The organism is Staphylococcus sp. ZWU0021, assembly GCF_000798895.1.
GTDB lineage: Bacteria > Bacillota > Bacilli > Staphylococcales > Staphylococcaceae > Staphylococcus > Staphylococcus saprophyticus.
The window spans coordinates 117,319-134,510 of the sequence record NZ_JTLN01000005.1 but is presented as its reverse complement, the minus strand read 5'-3'; the positions used below and the strand labels follow the sequence as shown (position 1 = coordinate 134,510).

Genomic DNA, 17,192 nt, shown 5'->3' with positions numbered 1-17,192 from the left:
GGGGGATTACGATGAGAAAATTCAAATTATTTATTATTCTGATTGCACTATCGGTTGTATTAGCTGGTTGTGGTAGTGCGGAAGGGGTATATTCTGATAAAGGACAAGTTTTTAGGAAAGTACTGCCATCAGATATTTCAACATTAGATTCTGCATTAGCTACAGATACGGTGTCATTCGATATTTTCAATCAAATATACGAAGGCTTATATACATTAGATAAAGATGATAAAGCACAACCAGGGGTAGCAAAAGCAATGCCAAAAGAAAGTAATGGGGGAAAAACACTTACAATCAAGTTACGTAAAGATGCCAAGTGGTCAAATGGGGATCCAGTAACGGCACATGATTTTGAGTACGCTTGGAAACGTGTGGTGAATCCAGATACGGCATCTGAGTATGCTTATATCATGTATGATTTGAAAAATGCTGAAGCAATTAATATGGGGAAAAAGGATGTCGATGAGCTAGGTGTGAAAGCGGTTGATGACCATACATTAAAAGTTGAGTTAACAAAACCGATTCCATATATTAATGAAATGTTCGCATTTGGTACGTTTATGCCACTGAACGAAAAAGTAGTGAAAAAAAATGGTGACCAATATGGGACAACAGCAGCAAAAACAGTATTTAATGGGCCGTTCAAAGTGAAAGAATGGAAAGTAGAAGATAAGATACAACTTGTAAAAAACGAAGATTATTGGGATAAAAAGCAAGTACACTTAGATCGTGTAAACTATAAAGTATTAAAAGATCAGCAAGCTGGTGCCTCACTTTATGATACTGGTTCAGTTGATGATACGACGATTACAGCAGATCAAGTGGATAAATATGCTGACAACCCAGGCTTGAAAAAACGTTTATTAGCAAGTACATTCTACATTAAAATGAACCAAGATAATGTACCTGAATTTAAAAATAAAGACTTAAGACTGGCAATTGCACAATCTATTGATAAAGAAGGATATGTTAATTCAGTTAAAAACAATGGGTCAGAAGCAACAAATGGTTTCACTGCGAAACTAACAGCAGAGACACCTGATGCTAAAGATTTTTCTGAGTCTATTGATTCGCCATTAACTTATAATCCAAAAGCAGCTAAAAAACATTTTGAAAAAGCTAAAAAGGATTTAGGCGTTAAAAATATAACCTTTACGATGAACACTGAAGATACACCAGATGCTAAAATATCTGCTGAATATATTAAATCACAGGTGGAAAGCACTTTACCTGGTGTTACTTTGAAAATTAAACAATTACCATTTAAACAGCGTTTAAATCAAGAATCAACAGAAGCGTTTGAAGCTTCATTATCTAGTTGGGGTCCTGATTATCCTGATCCACTAACATTCTTAAATATTATGACAACAGGTAACTCTAATAATAATACAGCATGGAGTAGTAAGGAATACGATAAACTTGTTAAAGATGCTAACGGAAAACTATTGAAAAAACCTGAAGAACGTAATGCAGCTATGAAACAAGCTGAAGAATTAATGTTAAATGATGCCCCAGTTGCACCAATTTATCAAAAAGGGGAAGCGCATTTAACAAATCCACAAGTTAAAGGTTTGGTATATCATCAAATCGGTGGTGATACAACACTTAAAGATGTAACCATTGATAAAGATATCGATCCTAAAACTGGTAAAAAGAAAGACTAATAAAAAATTAAAAAGTAACATAAAAGGAGCATCCAACTTAATGGATGCTCCTTTTTAACTTGCGGGATTTGAGATAAGTAACTTATCTTTTACGACCTAAGCCCATTGCTTTTTCCATTTTTTTCAACGTTTTGAATGATACTTGTTGTGCTTTGTCTCTACCATTATCTAAAATAGTGTCAAGTTCTTCTGAATTTAAATAGTATTCATATTTTTCTTGGAAAGCAGTTAAGAAATCACTCACGATTTCTGCTAAGTCTGCTTTAAACACACCATAATTCGAATCTTTGTATTTTTCTTGAAGCGCATCAATTGATTCGTCAGTTAAACTTGAATAAATAGATAATAAATTAGAGATACCTGGTTTATTGTCGCGATCGAATTTAATAATACCATCTGAATCAGTTACAGCACTTTTTATTTTTTTAGCCGCAACGCTTGGTTGGTCTAGTAAAGAAATGAAGTTTTTTTGATTATCATCACTCTTACTCATTTTTTTCGTTGGATCTTGGAGACTCATTACGCGGCCGCCAACTTTAGGCATACGAATCTCAGGCTTAACTAAAATGTCGTTGTAGCGAGAATTAAATCTATCAACTAAGTTTCTTGTTAATTCCATGTGTTGCTTTTGGTCATCACCAACGGGCACGATATTTGTGTTGTATATAACGATATCCGCTGCCATTAAAGGAGGATATGTTAATAAGCCGGCAGGGACACCTTCCGTTTGTTTAACGGCTTTATCTTTAAACTGAGTCATACGTTCCAATTCACCGATAGAAGAAATGGTTGTTAACATCCAACTTGCCTGAACATGCGCTGGCACTTCTGATTGAATAAATAAAGTTGATTTTTCTGGATCGATGCCAGAAGCTAAATAAATTGCAGCTAGTTGTCTTGTTTGTTTACGTAATTTCAAACGATCTTGTGGTACCGTAATTGCATGCTGATCTACGATACAAAAGAAACAATTGTAATCGTCTTGAACTTCACCGAATTGTTTTAAAGCACCAATATAATTACCAATTGTAGGAATACCACTAGGCTGGATACCCGAAAATAATGTTTCCATATTACAATGCCTACTTTCTTAAATTTAATTTTTTACATAATAGGTTTATTATAACAGTATTTCAATCATTTGTAAGTTATGTTAGACTATAGACATATCAATATTTTTAATTGAATTTATTGAGAAATACTTTTAATTTAAAATTTTTGAAAAAATTAGAGAATTCTCATTTAATTTTAATGTTGAAAGGGTATACTTTCATTGTAAGGTTAAGGAAGGCGAAATTACTTAAGCAATTTCTTAATCAAATAAATATTGAAATCAAATGAATTTACATTCATGAAAAATAGGAGAGTGAGATGTATGGTAACATTATTTACTTCACCAAGTTGCACATCTTGCCGTAAAGCGAAAGCATGGTTACAAGAACATGACATTCCGTATACGGAGCGTAACATTTTTTCAGAACACTTAACAATCGACGAAATCAAACAAATTTTAAAAATGACTGAAGATGGTACAGATGAAATTATATCTACACGTTCTAAAACTTACCAAAAATTAAATGTGGATATCGACGCATTACCACTTCAAGATTTATATTCAATTATTCAAGATAATCCTGGTTTATTACGTCGCCCAATTATTTTAGACGAAAAACGTTTACAAGTTGGTTATAATGAAGACGAAATTAGACGTTTCTTACCAAGAAAAGTTCGTACGTTCCAATTGCAAGAAGCACAACGTATGGTTGACTAATTAATACATTAAATACATGAACTAGACGAGCCATAAAGCAATATTTAAGCATGTTGCTTTGTGGTTTTGTTATATTTTTAACATAACAAACAATTAGGTATGCACGTCAAATGATAAGGTGATATCATCTTATTGTTATGAGGTGGCTAGCTATTTGTGAATAAGTAATGACATGATTGCAACAGCACTTTCTTAGTTTAGTGCTGTTTTTTTGGCTAATTCAAAGCTATATGTTAATATTAGAGACCAAATAGGATTTAGTAAAAATTAATCAAACAAATCAATTGTAATTCTTACTACGTTCTAATACAATATGATTACTATTCATCGACTGTAAGGAGTGAGATGATATGAGAATAGAGCGCGTTGACGATACAACTGTTAAATTATTTATAACTTATAGTGATATTGAGGCTAGAGGATTTAAACGAGAAGATTTATGGACAAACCGCAAACGTGGAGAAGAATTCTTTTGGAATATGATGGAAGAAATCAATGAAGAAGAAGACTTTGTAGTAGAAGGCCCATTATGGATACAAGTGCATGCGTTTGAAAAAGGCGTTGAAGTTACGATATCTAAATCTAAAAATGAAGATCTTATTAATATGTCAGATGAAGACAATGAACAACTTGATTATCAGGTAAATGATTTATTGTCACAAACATTTGATCAAGATGATAGTTTAGAAGATTTATTTGATCAACGTCAACAACAAAAAGATAACAAGCAAAATCAAGATCAAAATGAGCGCAATCGTCAAAATACACGTACTGTGATTGTTAAATTCAATGATTTAGAAGAAGTTATTGAATATGCACACTATAATAATCAAGTGACAGATGAGTTCGAAGATTTATTATATAGTCTTAACAATGTATATTATTATGCTGTCCATTATGATGAAACAGTAGATCAAGAAACAATTAATGATAGTTATAGTCAATTACTTGAGTTCGCATATCCTACTGATAAATCAGAAGTGTATTTAAACGACTATGCCAAAATTATCATGAGTCATAATGTTGCATCACAAGTACGTCGTTATTTCCCAAACACAGAAGCATAAAATACAAGTCAAAATTGACGTATTTAATTTATAAAAGCACGTTAGATAACAAATGCATTATAAGATGTTGAAACCAGCTATGGGTCATTACCCTTAGCTGGTTTTTTTATAGAGCAATTGCGTTTTTAAATAAATAGGCAATATTTTATCTAGTAGTAGAAGTAATTTATTGATTAATAAGGTGTAATTATTATGAGGTGAAGAAACGTGTTGTTAGCGTATGACCATCATAAGCATTTAGTTTTTGCAAACCATGCTGTTAAAGATGCCGAATATACATGTCCACATTGTAAAAGTAAAATGATTTTAAAAAAAGGTGAAATAATCACACCACATTTTGCTCATTTAAAAGTAGCTTCTATTTTTTGTAGTAAAGGTGAAACTCAGGCACATTACTCACTTAAATATCAGCTTGCACTGAAATTGTCATGTATCGGTTATCATGTACAAATCGAGCCTTATATTGCTGGGATTTATCAATATCCTGATTTAATTATTGATAAAAAGATCGCCATAGAAATACAATTTTCAAAAATCACAATTTCTAGTGTGAAAAAACGTAGTAACGGTTTGTTACATATTGGTTATAGATTAATATGGATTATTCCAAACCCATATTACGATAAACTTAGGCATATTTTAATATTAACGAAGTACGAAAGAACTTTTATAGATTTTAAATCTAAACGCTTGCTCACTTGGGACAGTAGTAACAAGCAGTTATATATGTATCAAATTTATAATTTTATTGGTGGCAATCGCTATATTGCACATAAATTTAAACTGGAGATTAAAGATTTTGAATATGTGTTTAGTCAAATTGAAACTGAAGATTTTACGCGTGATATCAAATTAAACAAAAATACGATTCAGCAATATATAAATCGTTGTCGATGTACACGCTCTGTTAAAGAACCAAGTTTAAGCGTTATGTATAATTTAGGTCTATCTGATAATTGGGTAAGTACGTATTTAGGAATCATATATCCAGAACAATTATACATTCAATCCCATCCTATTTATTGGCAATTGCAATTATTATATTTACTTGTTAAAACACCGCAAAATTTAAACGAATTTAATGAAAAAATAATGCTTAATCACTTTTATAACATAGAAAATATAAAGGATGTCATAGTTAATGAGCTTATAAATAAATTCAGAAATTCTTACAGTAAAATGGAATACAATAACGTGCAAAATTAGGCCGGACGTGAGAAAATTAAAGTATTGAAAAACATAGGAGGTTTACTAAAAATGACACAACAATTAACAAGAGAAGAACAAGAACGTAAATATCCTGAATATACATGGGATTTAACAACTATATTTGAATCAGATGAAGCTTTTGAACAAGCTTTCAAAGAGGTTGAGGATAACCTCGGTCAAGAGCAACAATTTCAAGGACATTTAGGAGATAATGCTGAAACTTTATATAAAGCGTTAGCATTAGAAGATGAACTAGGTTCAAAATTAGAAAAAGTATATGTATATGCACATTTAAAACAAGACCAAGACACTGCAAATGATAAATATACAGGATACGAATCACGTGCACATCAATTAATTATAAAATTTAGTTCAGGTTGGAGTTTCTTAGTACCTGAAATCTTACAAATAGATGAAGAAACAATTCAATCATTCATTGAAGAAAATGATGATTTAAAACAATATGCATTTGATTTGAAATTAATTAATGAAAAACGTCCTCATGTATTAACTGCAGATAAAGAAAAGTTACTAACAGAAGCGCAAGATGCATTATCAACACCAGATAATGTATATGGTATGTTTAGTAACGCTGATTTAGAGTTTGAAGACGCTGTCGATAAGGATGGTAATACGCATTCACTCACTCAAGGTACATTTATTAAATGTTTAGAATCAGATGATCGCGTGTTACGTAAATCTGCATTCGAAAACTTATACAAAGCATACGGCGCATACAATAATACGCTAAGTGCTACATTGGCTGGAGAAGTTAAAAAGAATGTATTTAATGCAAGAACACATCATTATGAATCGGCAAGAGCAGCGGCGTTAAGTAATAACCATATACCAGAGACAGTATATGATAATTTGGTGAAAACAGTCCATGAATACTTACCATTGTTACATCGCTATACCAAATTACGTAAAGAGTTATTAGGTTTAGATGATATGAAAATGTATGATCTTTATACACCATTAGTTAAAGATGTGAAATTTGAAATGCCATATGAGGAAGCAAAAGACTGGATGGTAAAAGCGTTGCAACCAATGGGTGAAGAATACATGAAAGTAGTACATGAAGGCTTAAACAATCGCTGGGTTGATGTGTTTGAAAACAAAGGCAAACGTTCAGGCGGTTATTCTTCAGGTGCGCACTTAACCAACCCATTTATTCTCTTAAATTGGTCGAATACAGTTTCTGATTTATATACTTTAGTGCATGAATTTGGACATTCAGCGCATAGTTATTTTAGTCGTCAAAATCAGCCTTCTAATTCAAGTGATTATACGATTTTTGTTGCTGAAGTTGCGTCTACTTGTAATGAAGCTTTATTGAGTGACTATATGGATAAGCATTTAGACGATGAAAGAAGACTATTGTTACTAAATCAAGAGTTAGAACGTTTCCGTGCTACATTATTTAGACAAACAATGTTTGCAGAATTTGAACATAAAATTCACCAAATTGAAGAGGCGGGTGAGCCGTTAACAGCTAATCGTATGAACGAAGAGTATGCAGAATTAAACAGATTATACTTTGGCGATTCAGTTGAAACTGATGAAGATATTAGTAAAGAATGGTCTAGAATTCCTCATTTCTATATGAACTATTATGTGTATCAATATGCAACCGGATACAGTGCAGCACAAAGTTTAAGTCATCAAATATTAACTGAAGGACAACCTGCTGTTGATCGTTATATTAATGAATTCCTGAAAAAAGGTAGTTCAAATTATCCTATAGAAATATTGAAAAATGCTGGGGTAGATATGACAACACCAGAACCAATTGAACAAGCTTGTAAAGTCTTTGAACAAAAATTAGACGCTTTTGAAAAGCTAATGAAAGCTTAATGTGAATGTATTCGTTTACAATATGACAAGTTTGTGACAAACTAAAATTATTTAATTCAAATGGTTGAAAGGTCTATTTTAGCGTGTTATATTATAAACATGAAATTAATCACATAACAAACATACCCCTTTGTTTGAAGTGAAAAATTTCTCCCATCCCCTTTGTTTAGCGCCGTGTAATCAGACACGGCGTTTTTTTATGCTCTCTTTTAAATAAATTTCCAAAATGCGTTTAAATGAATAACTATTCAATTGACTTTATTCCGAAAAAGCGTTATCCTAAACTTGTATCTAAAATAAATACAAGAAAGAAGTGTTTTCATGAAAATTGCAGTAGTAGCAGCAAATGGGAAAGCCGGTCAACTTATTACTAAGGAAGCGGTAGAAAGATCGCTAGATGTTACAGCAATTGTTAGAAGTGAGAATAAAACAGTTGCGCATCAAGTCATACAAAAAGATTTGTTTGATTTGACTAAAGAAGATATTGCACCTTTTGATGTCATTGTTGATGCATTTGGACAAATGAATAAAGATAAGTTGAATGAGCACAGTCAATCGCTAGAACATCTTAGTAATTTGGTTAGTGACAGTCAAAAACGACTCATTATTATAGGTGGCGCAGGTAGTTTATACGTAGATAAAGCACATACAGAAAGATTGATTGATTCTCCTGATATGCCAGAAGAAGTAAAACCTATTAGCATGGCGCAAGTCAAAACATTTGAAGAAATTAAAGAGCGTGATGATGTGCAATGGACTTTTGTGTGTCCAGCACCAGATTTTCAATTTGATGGTGAGAAAACAGGCGCTTATAAAGTGAGTGATGATGAAGTAATAGGTACACATGTAAGTTATGCAGATTTTGCTAAAGCAATTGTAGATGAGGCAATGAACCCTGAACATATTCAAAGTCGCTTTGCGGTATTTGCAAAGTAATTTTCAAAAAACAAAAAAGTAGTAAGTCATTCATAATAAAGCACTATCATAAATTGGACTGGTGAGCAAAAGCGCACTAGTCCATTTTTTATGAACATACTAAGTAGTGCAAATATCTCTGCAATTAAAAAGATGTCATCGTAATAAAGGAAAATAGTTTGACTATGAATAGCTTAATAACTAAATATTTGTAAGATTAAAGGACAAAATATAAGAATTCACGTTTTGTTTACATTAATATAATTTTCTAATGTATTAAGTAATCTTTTTACTATAGTGTCATCAGGACAATTTCAAGTTCTTATTTATGAATAGCGTGAAAATCAAGTGCATTTTAAATTGTATGTATTAATCGTTTCTACACGAAATCTTCACGTGCTGATATACAGAGAAATTGTATGAGTTAAGGACTATGGCTTGGTCTATATCTCTAGAGTAGCAAGTACAATCTAAATGGTGTAATGAATATAAAAAAAGAGGGCTAATCCATTTACATAGTGATTAGTCCTCTTTATTTGAACATGGGACTGTATGTCCCAACTTCATGTTTTTGAAATTAATACATTTATACTATATCGTACGTGTTAAAAAGATTAATTTTTTGCTTTCCAGAATTTGCCATCTGGTGATTTAAGTTTTTCAATTTTTTGCTGTAGTGCTAGCTTTTTAAGTTCTTTATTCATTAGTTTTTCCGGCCATTCATAAATCGTAAGTAGCTCTTCTTTGGTAACCAATTGTTGTTGTTGGATATAGTCTTCTAAACTTGGTGGTAATTCTTTTTCTATTGTTGAACCAATAAGCTCATTAATAATATATGTGTATATATGGTAAGGATATAAGCCTTCCACTTTTAAGCCTTCTTCGTGAACATCTTCATTAAAAAATACGAGAGAGGGCGCTTCCTCAATTTCCATTTCTCGAGCAATATGCAAGTCTACTTGTAAACTTTCTTTTAAGCAAGAACTATTTAAATCTTCTTTAAATACTTCGTAATCTAAACCTGCGTTACTGATACAACTATTTACCATTGATTCAGTAATAATATCACGCTTAGGAATAATTTCATTTTGAACGAGATGTATAAATCGTTCAGCACGAATACGTCCTTGAAGTTCCGCAGCCTTATAGGCTAATGCGATATTATCTAAATCAGAGGTGCTCTGAGCTTGGCATTTTGTTAAAACACGTAATGAAGGGTTCAATATATGTCTAATACTAATATATTGCTTATATTCAATACGTAATTTAGAAAGGATAGCCGATAGCTTAAAGCATTCCTTACTGAATGGATCGAAAAAGGAATAAATTTCTATCTTGCTCACAGGTGAAAGATTTGCATCTTCACGACTATTAGGTTGTATTAATCTTAATTCTTCAGTCATGTCTATTCCACCTACAATTAATTTTCGGAATTAACCATGTGATTTGCCGTTAAACGTAATCGTTCATATAAGTAATCACCAACACCAGCTGGAAATTGTGCATGCGCGATTGCATGTGCCATATTTTCAAGCCACGCATCTCGTTCGTGATTTGTGATTATGAAATCCATATGCCGTTTTTTTAGCATTGGGTGACCATGTTCCTGTGTATAAAGGTTTGGACCACCTAAAAATTGCGTCAAGAATTGCTTTTGTTTTCTACTCGTTTCTTCAAAATCCCCAGGAAACAAATGGTTAATTCTATCGTCGCGTTTAACTAAATAATAAAAATGATCAATCATCTTGTATAAGGCGTCATGTCCAATGATTTCATAAGGTGTTTGAGTCATAATATCACCGTATCCTGTTAATATATTACTAATATAACATGAATTTTTACATTTGGAAGTAATTCGACTTCTTGCTATTGTGCTTGATTAATTGCCAAATAAATTTGATTTACGTTTAAAAAATCTTTGGACTTTATTATCTGGTATTTCATGTTGCATATTAAATTGTTCAAGAATATTTTTAAATTGTTTGAACCCTTCATCGTAATCATCAACTTCAAATTCTAGTTCAAAATCTTCGAAATCAAGATAGCGACTTTTATCTAATACAAGTAAATTCCCATTAACTTCTTTTTCGAGTCGTTCTGTCGTTAATGCGCCAAGAATAACTAATTGATTTAAGTCAAAGTCCATTTTTTCAAGTTGTTCTATGATTTCAGCAGGCAACATTTGTGTCGTGATTGATTTGTTTAATTCAGGCACGACCCGAGTTTCAAAATTATATTCCATCAGACCAACTTCAGCAGGTATTTTTAAAGTCATCTCATTATAATCATCTTTCACACGAATTCTTAAGGCTGACTGGTGTGCCTTCAAGTCAAATTGTGGTGTATCAATATAGTAGTTGGTTTGACTAAAGGTACCGACATCCTGAAAATAGGTTTTATAAATGGATTGGTATTGTGATTGGGTTAATAATTGTTTAAATTCAATTTCATTATTCGTAGCCATGCATACACTCCTTTTTTACATATAATAACTTATTTTAAATCACTTTTTCCTTATTTTAAATTGAACTGCATTTGTAAAATTTGAATTAAGTAAAAGTTATGTATATATGTTGGTAAAACATGTAAGTTGTGACGTGTTATGTACGATAGAATTATGTTAAAATGATGAGGAATAAGGAGGAACAAGCATGCGTATTTATGTAAATGAAATTAAAGTTACAGAAGACAGTATAAATTGTTATACAGAGCAATCTACAGAAGGCTTACAAGAAGCAGGACAAATGCTTGTTGATAGCGATAATTATAGTTTTGCATATATTTTAGACGATGGACAATCATATTCTTATTTAATATTTGTCCAAGAAACTTGGTCTATGTTACATGAAAATAAAGGCAAGAAATTGATTATTAATGATGAACTAGAATTAAAACAATTCGAAAATGAATTTAACTATATATTGGATAACATACAAGGTAATTCAAATTATGGTAAGGAGTTTGTGTCCGTTGTTGAAAATACTTTCGAATTAGATTGAAGCGGAGTGAAGCACAATGAATCAGTGGGGTCAGTTTTTATCTCCATATAAGCAAGCAGTCGACGAACTGAAGATTAAATTAAAAGGGCTTAGAAAACAATATGAAGTAGAAGATAATGCTTCTCCTATAGAATTTGTAACGGGCCGTGTGAAACCAATGACGAGTATTATTGATAAGGCAAATAAGCGCCAAATATCATTTGATCGTTTACATGAAGAAATGTACGATATCGCTGGTTTACGTTTAATGTGTCAATTTGTTGATGATATAGATATCGTGGTTAATTTATTGAGACAACGTAAAGACTTTAAAGTTGTCGAAGAAAGAGATTATATTAGTAATACGAAACAAAGTGGTTATCGTTCATTCCATGTGATTATTGAATATCCTATAGAAACACTTAATGGAGAAAAGAGCATTTTAGCAGAAATTCAAATCAGAACGTTAGCGATGAATTTTTGGGCAACGATAGAACATACACTGAGATATAAATATGATGGAGACTATCCACCTGAGATTCAACATCGTTTAGAGCGAGCGGCAGAAGCAGCTTTCTTATTAGACGAAGAAATGTCTGAAATAAAAGAAGAAATTCAAGAAGCACAGAAATATTATTCTAAAAAGCGTGCGAAAAAGCATAATAATGACTAGGGGATGTTACGATGCGTTACACGATATTATCTAAAGGTGATTCAAAATCAAATGCTTTAAAACATAAGATGATTAACCATATGAAAGATTTTCAAATGGTTGAAGACCCAGATAATCCAGAGATTGTCATTTCTGTAGGGGGAGATGGCACATTGTTACAAGCGTTTCACCAGTATAGTTACATGCTTTCTCGTTGTGCATTTGTTGGGATTCATACAGGACATTTAGGTTTTTATGCTGATTGGCTACCACATGAAGTGGAAAAGTTAATTATTGAAATTAATAATTCCGAATTTCAAGTCATTGAGTATCCCTTATTAGAAATCATCGTTCGTTATAATGATAATGGTTATGAAACTCGCCATTTAGCTTTAAATGAGGCTACTATGAAAACGGAAAATGGTTCTACGCTTGTTGTGGATGTAAATATAAGGGGTAACCAGTTTGAGCGTTTTAGAGGTGATGGTTTGTGTATATCCACACCATCAGGTTCAACTGCTTATAACAAAGCGTTAGGTGGGGCATTGATACATCCTTCATTAGAAGCAATGCAAATTGCAGAAATCGCATCGATTAATAATAGAGTCTTTAGAACGGTAGGTTCTCCCTTAGTCTTACCTAAACATCATACGTGTTTGATAACACCAGTTAATCAGGACACAATTTTAACTACCATTGATCATGTGAGTATTAAACATAAGAATGTGAATGCAATACAATATAGAGTAGCCAATGAGAAGATACGATTTGCTCGATTTAGACCATTTCCTTTTTGGAAAAGAGTTCATGATTCATTTATTTCCAGTGGAGACGATGAATAATGAAGTTTACTTTTAATATTACTGCTTCAGAAATGTTACGTTCTTTTTTACAACGACATCATTTCTCTAAGCGAACGATAAGCGCCATTAAACATAATGGCGCTTTAGTAGTTAATGGTCAAACTGTTACGGTTAGAAAACAATTGGCTATTGGTGATATTTTGGAAGTATACCTTGGTAAAGAAATCCCAAGTACAAATCTTAAACCTTATCAACAACCATTAAATATTTTATTCGAAGATGACTATTTAATTGTTGTATCAAAACCACCGTATCAGAACTGCGCACCTTCAAGAGACCATTTGCATTATAGTATAGTAGAACAAGTATTAGGCTATTTAAATGAAAAACAGCCTGGCATCAATCCCCATATAGTGACACGACTAGATCGTAATACCTCTGGAATTGTTATATTGGCTAAACATGGGTTTATTCATCATTTAATGTCTAACCTTAATATAGATAAAAAATATCTTTGTATCTGTTATGGTAAGACTGAAAAAGAAGGCGTGATAGATGCGCCCATTGCAAGACACCCAGAAAGTATTATTCAACGTCGTGTCGATGCAGCTGGAAAAACAGCGCAAACACGGTTTAAGCGAGTGGAATATAAGGAAGGATTTAGTATGTGTGAAGTAACATTACTAACTGGAAGAACACATCAAATACGTGTGCACTTTCAGCATATCGGTCATTCTATCGTAGGCGATGCGCTTTATGGTGGCAAGCATGAAAGCTATCATCATCAACTATTGAGATGTACCCAGGTGTCATTCATACATCCTATAAAAAATCAAAATATTGTAATTAATGATAAATATGATGCAATAGAAACGCTATTTAATATGATATAATTTTAAACATACATGGAGGTGTACGAATGGCTAATGAGAAAGATTCAATCGTTTTAGAGGATGAACAAGTTTATGACCAAACATTATTAGACAATTTGTTGTTAAATAATCATATAGATGAATTTAGAGATGAATTCTTATCCATGCATACATATGAACAAAGTGAATACTTTGAGGATAGCAATGAAGATATACGCCAACGTATGTATGAAGTACTATCGCCAGAAGAAGTAGCGGATTTCTTTGAACAATTAGAAATTGATGAAGATGAATACGAATCACTTTTTGATGCGATGAATGCTAATTATGCAAGCAAGGTACTAGAAGAAATGTCTTACGATAATGCAGTTGACATTATGAACCAGCTATCTAAGCAAAAAATAGTTAGTCTCCTCACGTTAATGAATAGAGAAGATGCAAAAGAAATAAAAGCATTATTACATTATGATGAAGATACTGCCGGCGGTATTATGACAACTGAATATATTTCTTTAAAGGCAACCATGCCAGTAAAAGAAGCGCTCATGCATGTCAAAGAACAAGCGCCAGACGCTGAGACAATTTATGTTATTTTTGCAGTTAATGATAACAAACAATTGGCTGGGGTACTCTCTCTTAGAGATTTAATTATTGCTGAAAATGATGCATACATAGAAGACATAATGAGTGAACGTGTCATTAGTGCAAATGCTGCAGATGACCAAGAAGATGTAGCTCAAAAGATGAGAGACTATGATTTTATTGCAATGCCAGTTGTCGATTATCAAGATCATTTGCTAGGTATTATAACAATCGATGATATCTTGGATGTTATGGACGAAGAAGCCAGTGAAGACTACTCTCGTTTGGCTGGTGTATCAGACGTAGATGCAACAAATGATTCAGTGTTTACGACAGCTAAAAAGAGATTGCCATGGTTAATTATTTTAACATTTTTAGGGATGATTACAGCAACAATATTAGGTTCATTTGAAGATACTTTATCAAAAGTAGCATTATTAGCAGCATTTATTCCTATTATCAGCGGGATGTCCGGGAACTCTGGGACACAATCACTCGCCGTATCCGTACGTAATATTTCTACTGGTGAAATATATGAACAAAGTAAATTTAAAGTCGCTTTAAGAGAAGCGGGTAGTGGATTTTTAAGTGGTCTTGTATGTGCTTTGTTACTATTTATTATTATAATGGTGCTGTACGGACAAGCAATACTAGCTATCATTGTTGGTGGAAGTTTGACGATTGCAATGACGGTAGGTACTTTAGTGGGATCCATGATTCCCTTAGTAATGAATAAATTGAAAATTGATCCAGCGGTTGCTAGCGGACCATTTATCACAACAATCAATGATATTGTCAGTATGCTAATTTATTTTGGATTAGCTACATCATTTATGTCTTATTTAACTTAAGGGGGTTATATGGAATTTTTATCGCTTGTTGTCGTAGTGTTAGCGGCATTTTTTACACCAATATTAGTCAATCGACTCAGAATCACATTTTTACCTATAGTGGTAGCTGAAATTTTAATGGGCATTGTCATTGGGCACTCATTTTTAAATTTAGTAGAACGAGATGCAATGCTCAATATATTATCAACTTTAGGATTTATTTTCTTGATGTTCTTAAGTGGTTTGGAAATAGATTTTAAAGCTTTTAAAAGAGATAAAAGTTCAGCGAATAAAGAACAAAAATTGAAGAAACAAGAACCTGGCCATTTACAATTAGCAGTTGTTGTTTTCATGTTTATTATGATTATTTCTATTATTTTCGCATATATGTTTAAGTGGTTTGGACTTATTGATGATGTCTTACTAATGGTTATTATTATTTCTACGATCTCATTAGGCGTAGTCGTGCCGACACTTAAAGAAATGAATATTATGCGTACGACGATAGGTCAGTTTATCTTATTAGTAGCTGTACTTGCAGACTTAGTTACAATGATTCTATTAACAGCTTATGGTACATTACATGCTTCGGGTAATACATCGTTATGGCTAATTGGTAGTTTAGTCGTCTTTACCATTATTTTCTATTTGTTAGGCGGCATTTTCAAAAAAGCACAATTTTTACAGAAATTAATGGATGGTACGACTCAAATCGGTATACGTGCAGTATTTGCCTTGATTATTTTGTTAGTTGCTTTAGCTGAAGGGGTTGGGGCAGAAAATATTTTAGGTGCATTTTTAGCAGGTGTGGTTGTCTCATTACTTGGTCCAGATGAAGATATGGTTGAAAAGCTAGACTCTTTTGGCTATGGCTTTTTTATTCCAATCTTTTTCATAATGGTCGGCGTAGATTTGAATATTCCACAACTCATTAAAGAACCAGCATTATTATTAATTATTCCATTTTTAATTTTGGCATTTTTAATTTCTAAATTAATTCCATTGTTTTACATACGAAAATGGTTTGATATGAAAACAACGATTTCTTCCGCATTTTTACTAACATCAACTTTATCGTTAGTTATTGCTTCTGCAAAAATAGCAGAACAATTAGGTACAATTTCACCAGAAATTTCAGGTATTTTGATATTAAGTGCAGTGATTACATGTGTATTTGTACCTATTGTATTTAAAAAAATGTTTCCTATGCCTGATGAGGCCACTAGACAAATTGAAGTTAGTTTGATTGGGAAAAATCAATTAACGATTCCAATTGCCCAAAATTTATCATCACAACTTTATCAAGTATCGCTTTATTATAGAAATGATTTAAGTGATAAACGTAAATTGTCTGATGCCATTTCAATGATTGAAATTTCGGATTACGAAGAAGAGTTGTTAGAACGTCTAGGACTATTCGAAAGAAATATCGTAGTATGTTCTACAAATGATGATGAAATTAACCGTAAAGTAGCATTGATGGCTAAGGCGCATGGTGTGAAACGTGTTATCTGTCGATTGGAGTCTAGTTCGTCAGATGAAACGTTACAAAAAGCGGGTATTGAAATCTTCAGTAGTTATATGAGTAACAAAATTTTGTTAAAAGGTCTTATTGAAACACCAAATATGCTTAATCTTTTAAGTAATGTTGAAACATCATTATATGAAATTGCGATGTTAAATCATCAATATGATCAAATCCAATTACGTAATTTCCCATTTGGTGGAGATATTATCTTTGTACGAATTATTAGAAATAATGAATCTATCGTGCCACATGGTGATACACAATTACGTTACAGAGATAGAGTAATCGTTACTGGTTCAAAAGAATATGTAGACGAATTAAAACGCGAATTAGAATTCTATTATTAAGTTAGTGAAAAATAGAGTGAAGGACATTGCATGGTATGCAATGTCGTTTGCTTTATTTTTATGTTTTCTTTTGTACGAAAGCGCGTTATATTGACAAATTTGGAAGTGAAAACGTAT

At 32.4% G+C, this 17,192-nt stretch carries 16 protein-coding genes; 12 read left to right on the top strand and 4 right to left on the bottom strand.

Going from position 1 to position 17,192, the window contains the following annotated elements; translation table 11 throughout:
- The first annotated feature begins 11 nt into the window (after positions 1-11).
- The gene (locus tag L987_RS01265) at positions 12-1,664 is read left to right on the top strand and encodes a peptide ABC transporter substrate-binding protein (protein ID WP_047502514.1); all 1,653 of its coding nucleotides are present in this window, start codon (positions 12-14) and stop codon (positions 1,662-1,664) included.
- 82 nt (positions 1,665-1,746) lie between these two features.
- Here L987_RS01265 and trpS read toward each other — a convergent pair whose 3' ends face one another.
- The gene (gene trpS, locus L987_RS01260; RefSeq protein ID WP_002483766.1) at positions 1,747-2,736 is read right to left on the bottom strand and encodes a tryptophan--tRNA ligase; all 990 of its coding nucleotides are present in this window, start codon (positions 2,734-2,736) and stop codon (positions 1,747-1,749) included.
- Positions 2,737-3,039: 303 nt separating this feature from the next.
- Here trpS and spxA point away from each other — a divergent pair, with 303 nt between their 5' ends.
- The 5 genes from spxA to L987_RS01235 all read left to right on the top strand — a co-directional run bounded on the left by spxA (position 3,040) and on the right by L987_RS01235 (position 8,504).
- Complete coding sequence (gene spxA, locus L987_RS01255) at positions 3,040-3,435, top strand: transcriptional regulator SpxA (protein WP_002483765.1); 396 nt, start codon at positions 3,040-3,042, stop codon at positions 3,433-3,435.
- Positions 3,436-3,785: 350 nt separating this feature from the next.
- Positions 3,786-4,502: an adaptor protein MecA gene (gene mecA / locus L987_RS01250; protein ID WP_011303487.1), complete on the top strand. Its 717-nt coding sequence runs from the start codon at positions 3,786-3,788 to the stop codon at positions 4,500-4,502.
- Positions 4,503-4,709: 207 nt separating this feature from the next.
- Complete coding sequence (locus tag L987_RS01245) at positions 4,710-5,708, top strand: competence protein CoiA (RefSeq protein ID WP_047502509.1); 999 nt, start codon at positions 4,710-4,712, stop codon at positions 5,706-5,708.
- Positions 5,709-5,759: 51 nt separating this feature from the next.
- The gene (pepF, locus tag L987_RS01240) at positions 5,760-7,568 is read left to right on the top strand and encodes an oligoendopeptidase F (protein WP_002483762.1); all 1,809 of its coding nucleotides are present in this window, start codon (positions 5,760-5,762) and stop codon (positions 7,566-7,568) included.
- Positions 7,569-7,889: 321 nt separating this feature from the next.
- Positions 7,890-8,504 (top strand): NAD(P)-dependent oxidoreductase, encoded by a 615-nt coding sequence (locus tag L987_RS01235; protein ID WP_011303485.1) that lies wholly within the window; start codon positions 7,890-7,892, stop codon positions 8,502-8,504.
- Positions 8,505-9,097: 593 nt separating this feature from the next.
- Here L987_RS01235 and yjbH read toward each other — a convergent pair.
- The 3 genes from yjbH to L987_RS01220 form a co-directional block, all read right to left on the bottom strand.
- Positions 9,098-9,886: a protease adaptor protein YjbH gene (yjbH, locus tag L987_RS01230; protein ID WP_011303484.1), complete on the bottom strand. Its 789-nt coding sequence runs from the start codon at positions 9,884-9,886 to the stop codon at positions 9,098-9,100.
- Positions 9,887-9,903: 17 nt separating this feature from the next.
- The gene (locus L987_RS01225) at positions 9,904-10,275 is read right to left on the bottom strand and encodes a truncated hemoglobin YjbI (protein ID WP_002483759.1); all 372 of its coding nucleotides are present in this window, start codon (positions 10,273-10,275) and stop codon (positions 9,904-9,906) included.
- Between the two features lie 87 nt (positions 10,276-10,362).
- Positions 10,363-10,947 (bottom strand): CYTH domain-containing protein, encoded by a 585-nt coding sequence (locus L987_RS01220; RefSeq protein ID WP_011303483.1) that lies wholly within the window; start codon positions 10,945-10,947, stop codon positions 10,363-10,365.
- 187 nt (positions 10,948-11,134) lie between these two features.
- On the opposite strand from L987_RS01220, the gene L987_RS01215 reads away from it, so the two are divergent.
- Genes L987_RS01215 through L987_RS01190 form a run of 6 tightly spaced genes read left to right on the top strand, consistent with a single transcriptional unit; the run spans position 11,135 to position 17,075 of the window.
- The gene (locus L987_RS01215) at positions 11,135-11,482 is read left to right on the top strand and encodes a hypothetical protein (protein WP_002483757.1); all 348 of its coding nucleotides are present in this window, start codon (positions 11,135-11,137) and stop codon (positions 11,480-11,482) included.
- Positions 11,483-11,498: 16 nt separating this feature from the next.
- Positions 11,499-12,134 carry a GTP pyrophosphokinase gene (locus L987_RS01210; RefSeq protein WP_011303481.1) on the top strand — a complete coding sequence of 212 codons (636 nt, stop codon included), beginning with the start codon at positions 11,499-11,501 and terminating at the stop codon, positions 12,132-12,134.
- Between the two features lie 11 nt (positions 12,135-12,145).
- Complete coding sequence (locus tag L987_RS01205; protein WP_011303480.1) at positions 12,146-12,955, top strand: NAD kinase; 810 nt, start codon at positions 12,146-12,148, stop codon at positions 12,953-12,955.
- Positions 12,955-13,809: an RluA family pseudouridine synthase gene (locus L987_RS01200; RefSeq protein WP_047502506.1), complete on the top strand. Its 855-nt coding sequence runs from the start codon at positions 12,955-12,957 to the stop codon at positions 13,807-13,809. The genes L987_RS01205 and L987_RS01200 overlap by 1 nt, the downstream gene beginning before the upstream one ends.
- A 26-nt stretch (positions 13,810-13,835) precedes the next feature.
- Entirely contained in the window at positions 13,836-15,221 is a 1,386-nt protein-coding gene (gene mgtE / locus L987_RS01195) for a magnesium transporter (RefSeq protein ID WP_002483753.1), read from the top strand.
- Between the two features lie 9 nt (positions 15,222-15,230).
- Positions 15,231-17,075: a monovalent cation:proton antiporter family protein gene (locus L987_RS01190; protein ID WP_011303479.1), complete on the top strand. Its 1,845-nt coding sequence runs from the start codon at positions 15,231-15,233 to the stop codon at positions 17,073-17,075.
- Positions 17,076-17,192 lie beyond the last annotated feature (117 nt).

Bases quoted from the DNA above. Each gene is read 5' to 3' on its own strand.
- L987_RS01265 (WP_047502514.1), top strand. From the start codon at position 12: ATGAGAAAATTCAAATTATTTATTATTCTGATTGCACTATCGGTTGTA.
- trpS (WP_002483766.1), bottom strand. From the start codon at position 2,736: ATGGAAACATTATTTTCGGGTATCCAGCCTAGTGGTATTCCTACAATT.
- spxA (WP_002483765.1), top strand. From the start codon at position 3,040: ATGGTAACATTATTTACTTCACCAAGTTGCACATCTTGCCGTAAAGCG.
- mecA (WP_011303487.1), top strand. From the start codon at position 3,786: ATGAGAATAGAGCGCGTTGACGATACAACTGTTAAATTATTTATAACT.
- pepF (WP_002483762.1), top strand. From the start codon at position 5,760: ATGACACAACAATTAACAAGAGAAGAACAAGAACGTAAATATCCTGAA.
- L987_RS01235 (WP_011303485.1), top strand. From the start codon at position 7,890: ATGAAAATTGCAGTAGTAGCAGCAAATGGGAAAGCCGGTCAACTTATT.
- yjbH (WP_011303484.1), bottom strand. From the start codon at position 9,886: ATGACTGAAGAATTAAGATTAATACAACCTAATAGTCGTGAAGATGCA.
- L987_RS01225 (WP_002483759.1), bottom strand. From the start codon at position 10,275: ATGACTCAAACACCTTATGAAATCATTGGACATGACGCCTTATACAAG.
- L987_RS01220 (WP_011303483.1), bottom strand. From the start codon at position 10,947: ATGGCTACGAATAATGAAATTGAATTTAAACAATTATTAACCCAATCA.
- L987_RS01215 (WP_002483757.1), top strand. From the start codon at position 11,135: ATGCGTATTTATGTAAATGAAATTAAAGTTACAGAAGACAGTATAAAT.
- L987_RS01210 (WP_011303481.1), top strand. From the start codon at position 11,499: ATGAATCAGTGGGGTCAGTTTTTATCTCCATATAAGCAAGCAGTCGAC.
- L987_RS01205 (WP_011303480.1), top strand. From the start codon at position 12,146: ATGCGTTACACGATATTATCTAAAGGTGATTCAAAATCAAATGCTTTA.
- L987_RS01200 (WP_047502506.1), top strand. From the start codon at position 12,955: ATGAAGTTTACTTTTAATATTACTGCTTCAGAAATGTTACGTTCTTTT.
- mgtE (WP_002483753.1), top strand. From the start codon at position 13,836: ATGGCTAATGAGAAAGATTCAATCGTTTTAGAGGATGAACAAGTTTAT.
- L987_RS01190 (WP_011303479.1), top strand. From the start codon at position 15,231: ATGGAATTTTTATCGCTTGTTGTCGTAGTGTTAGCGGCATTTTTTACA.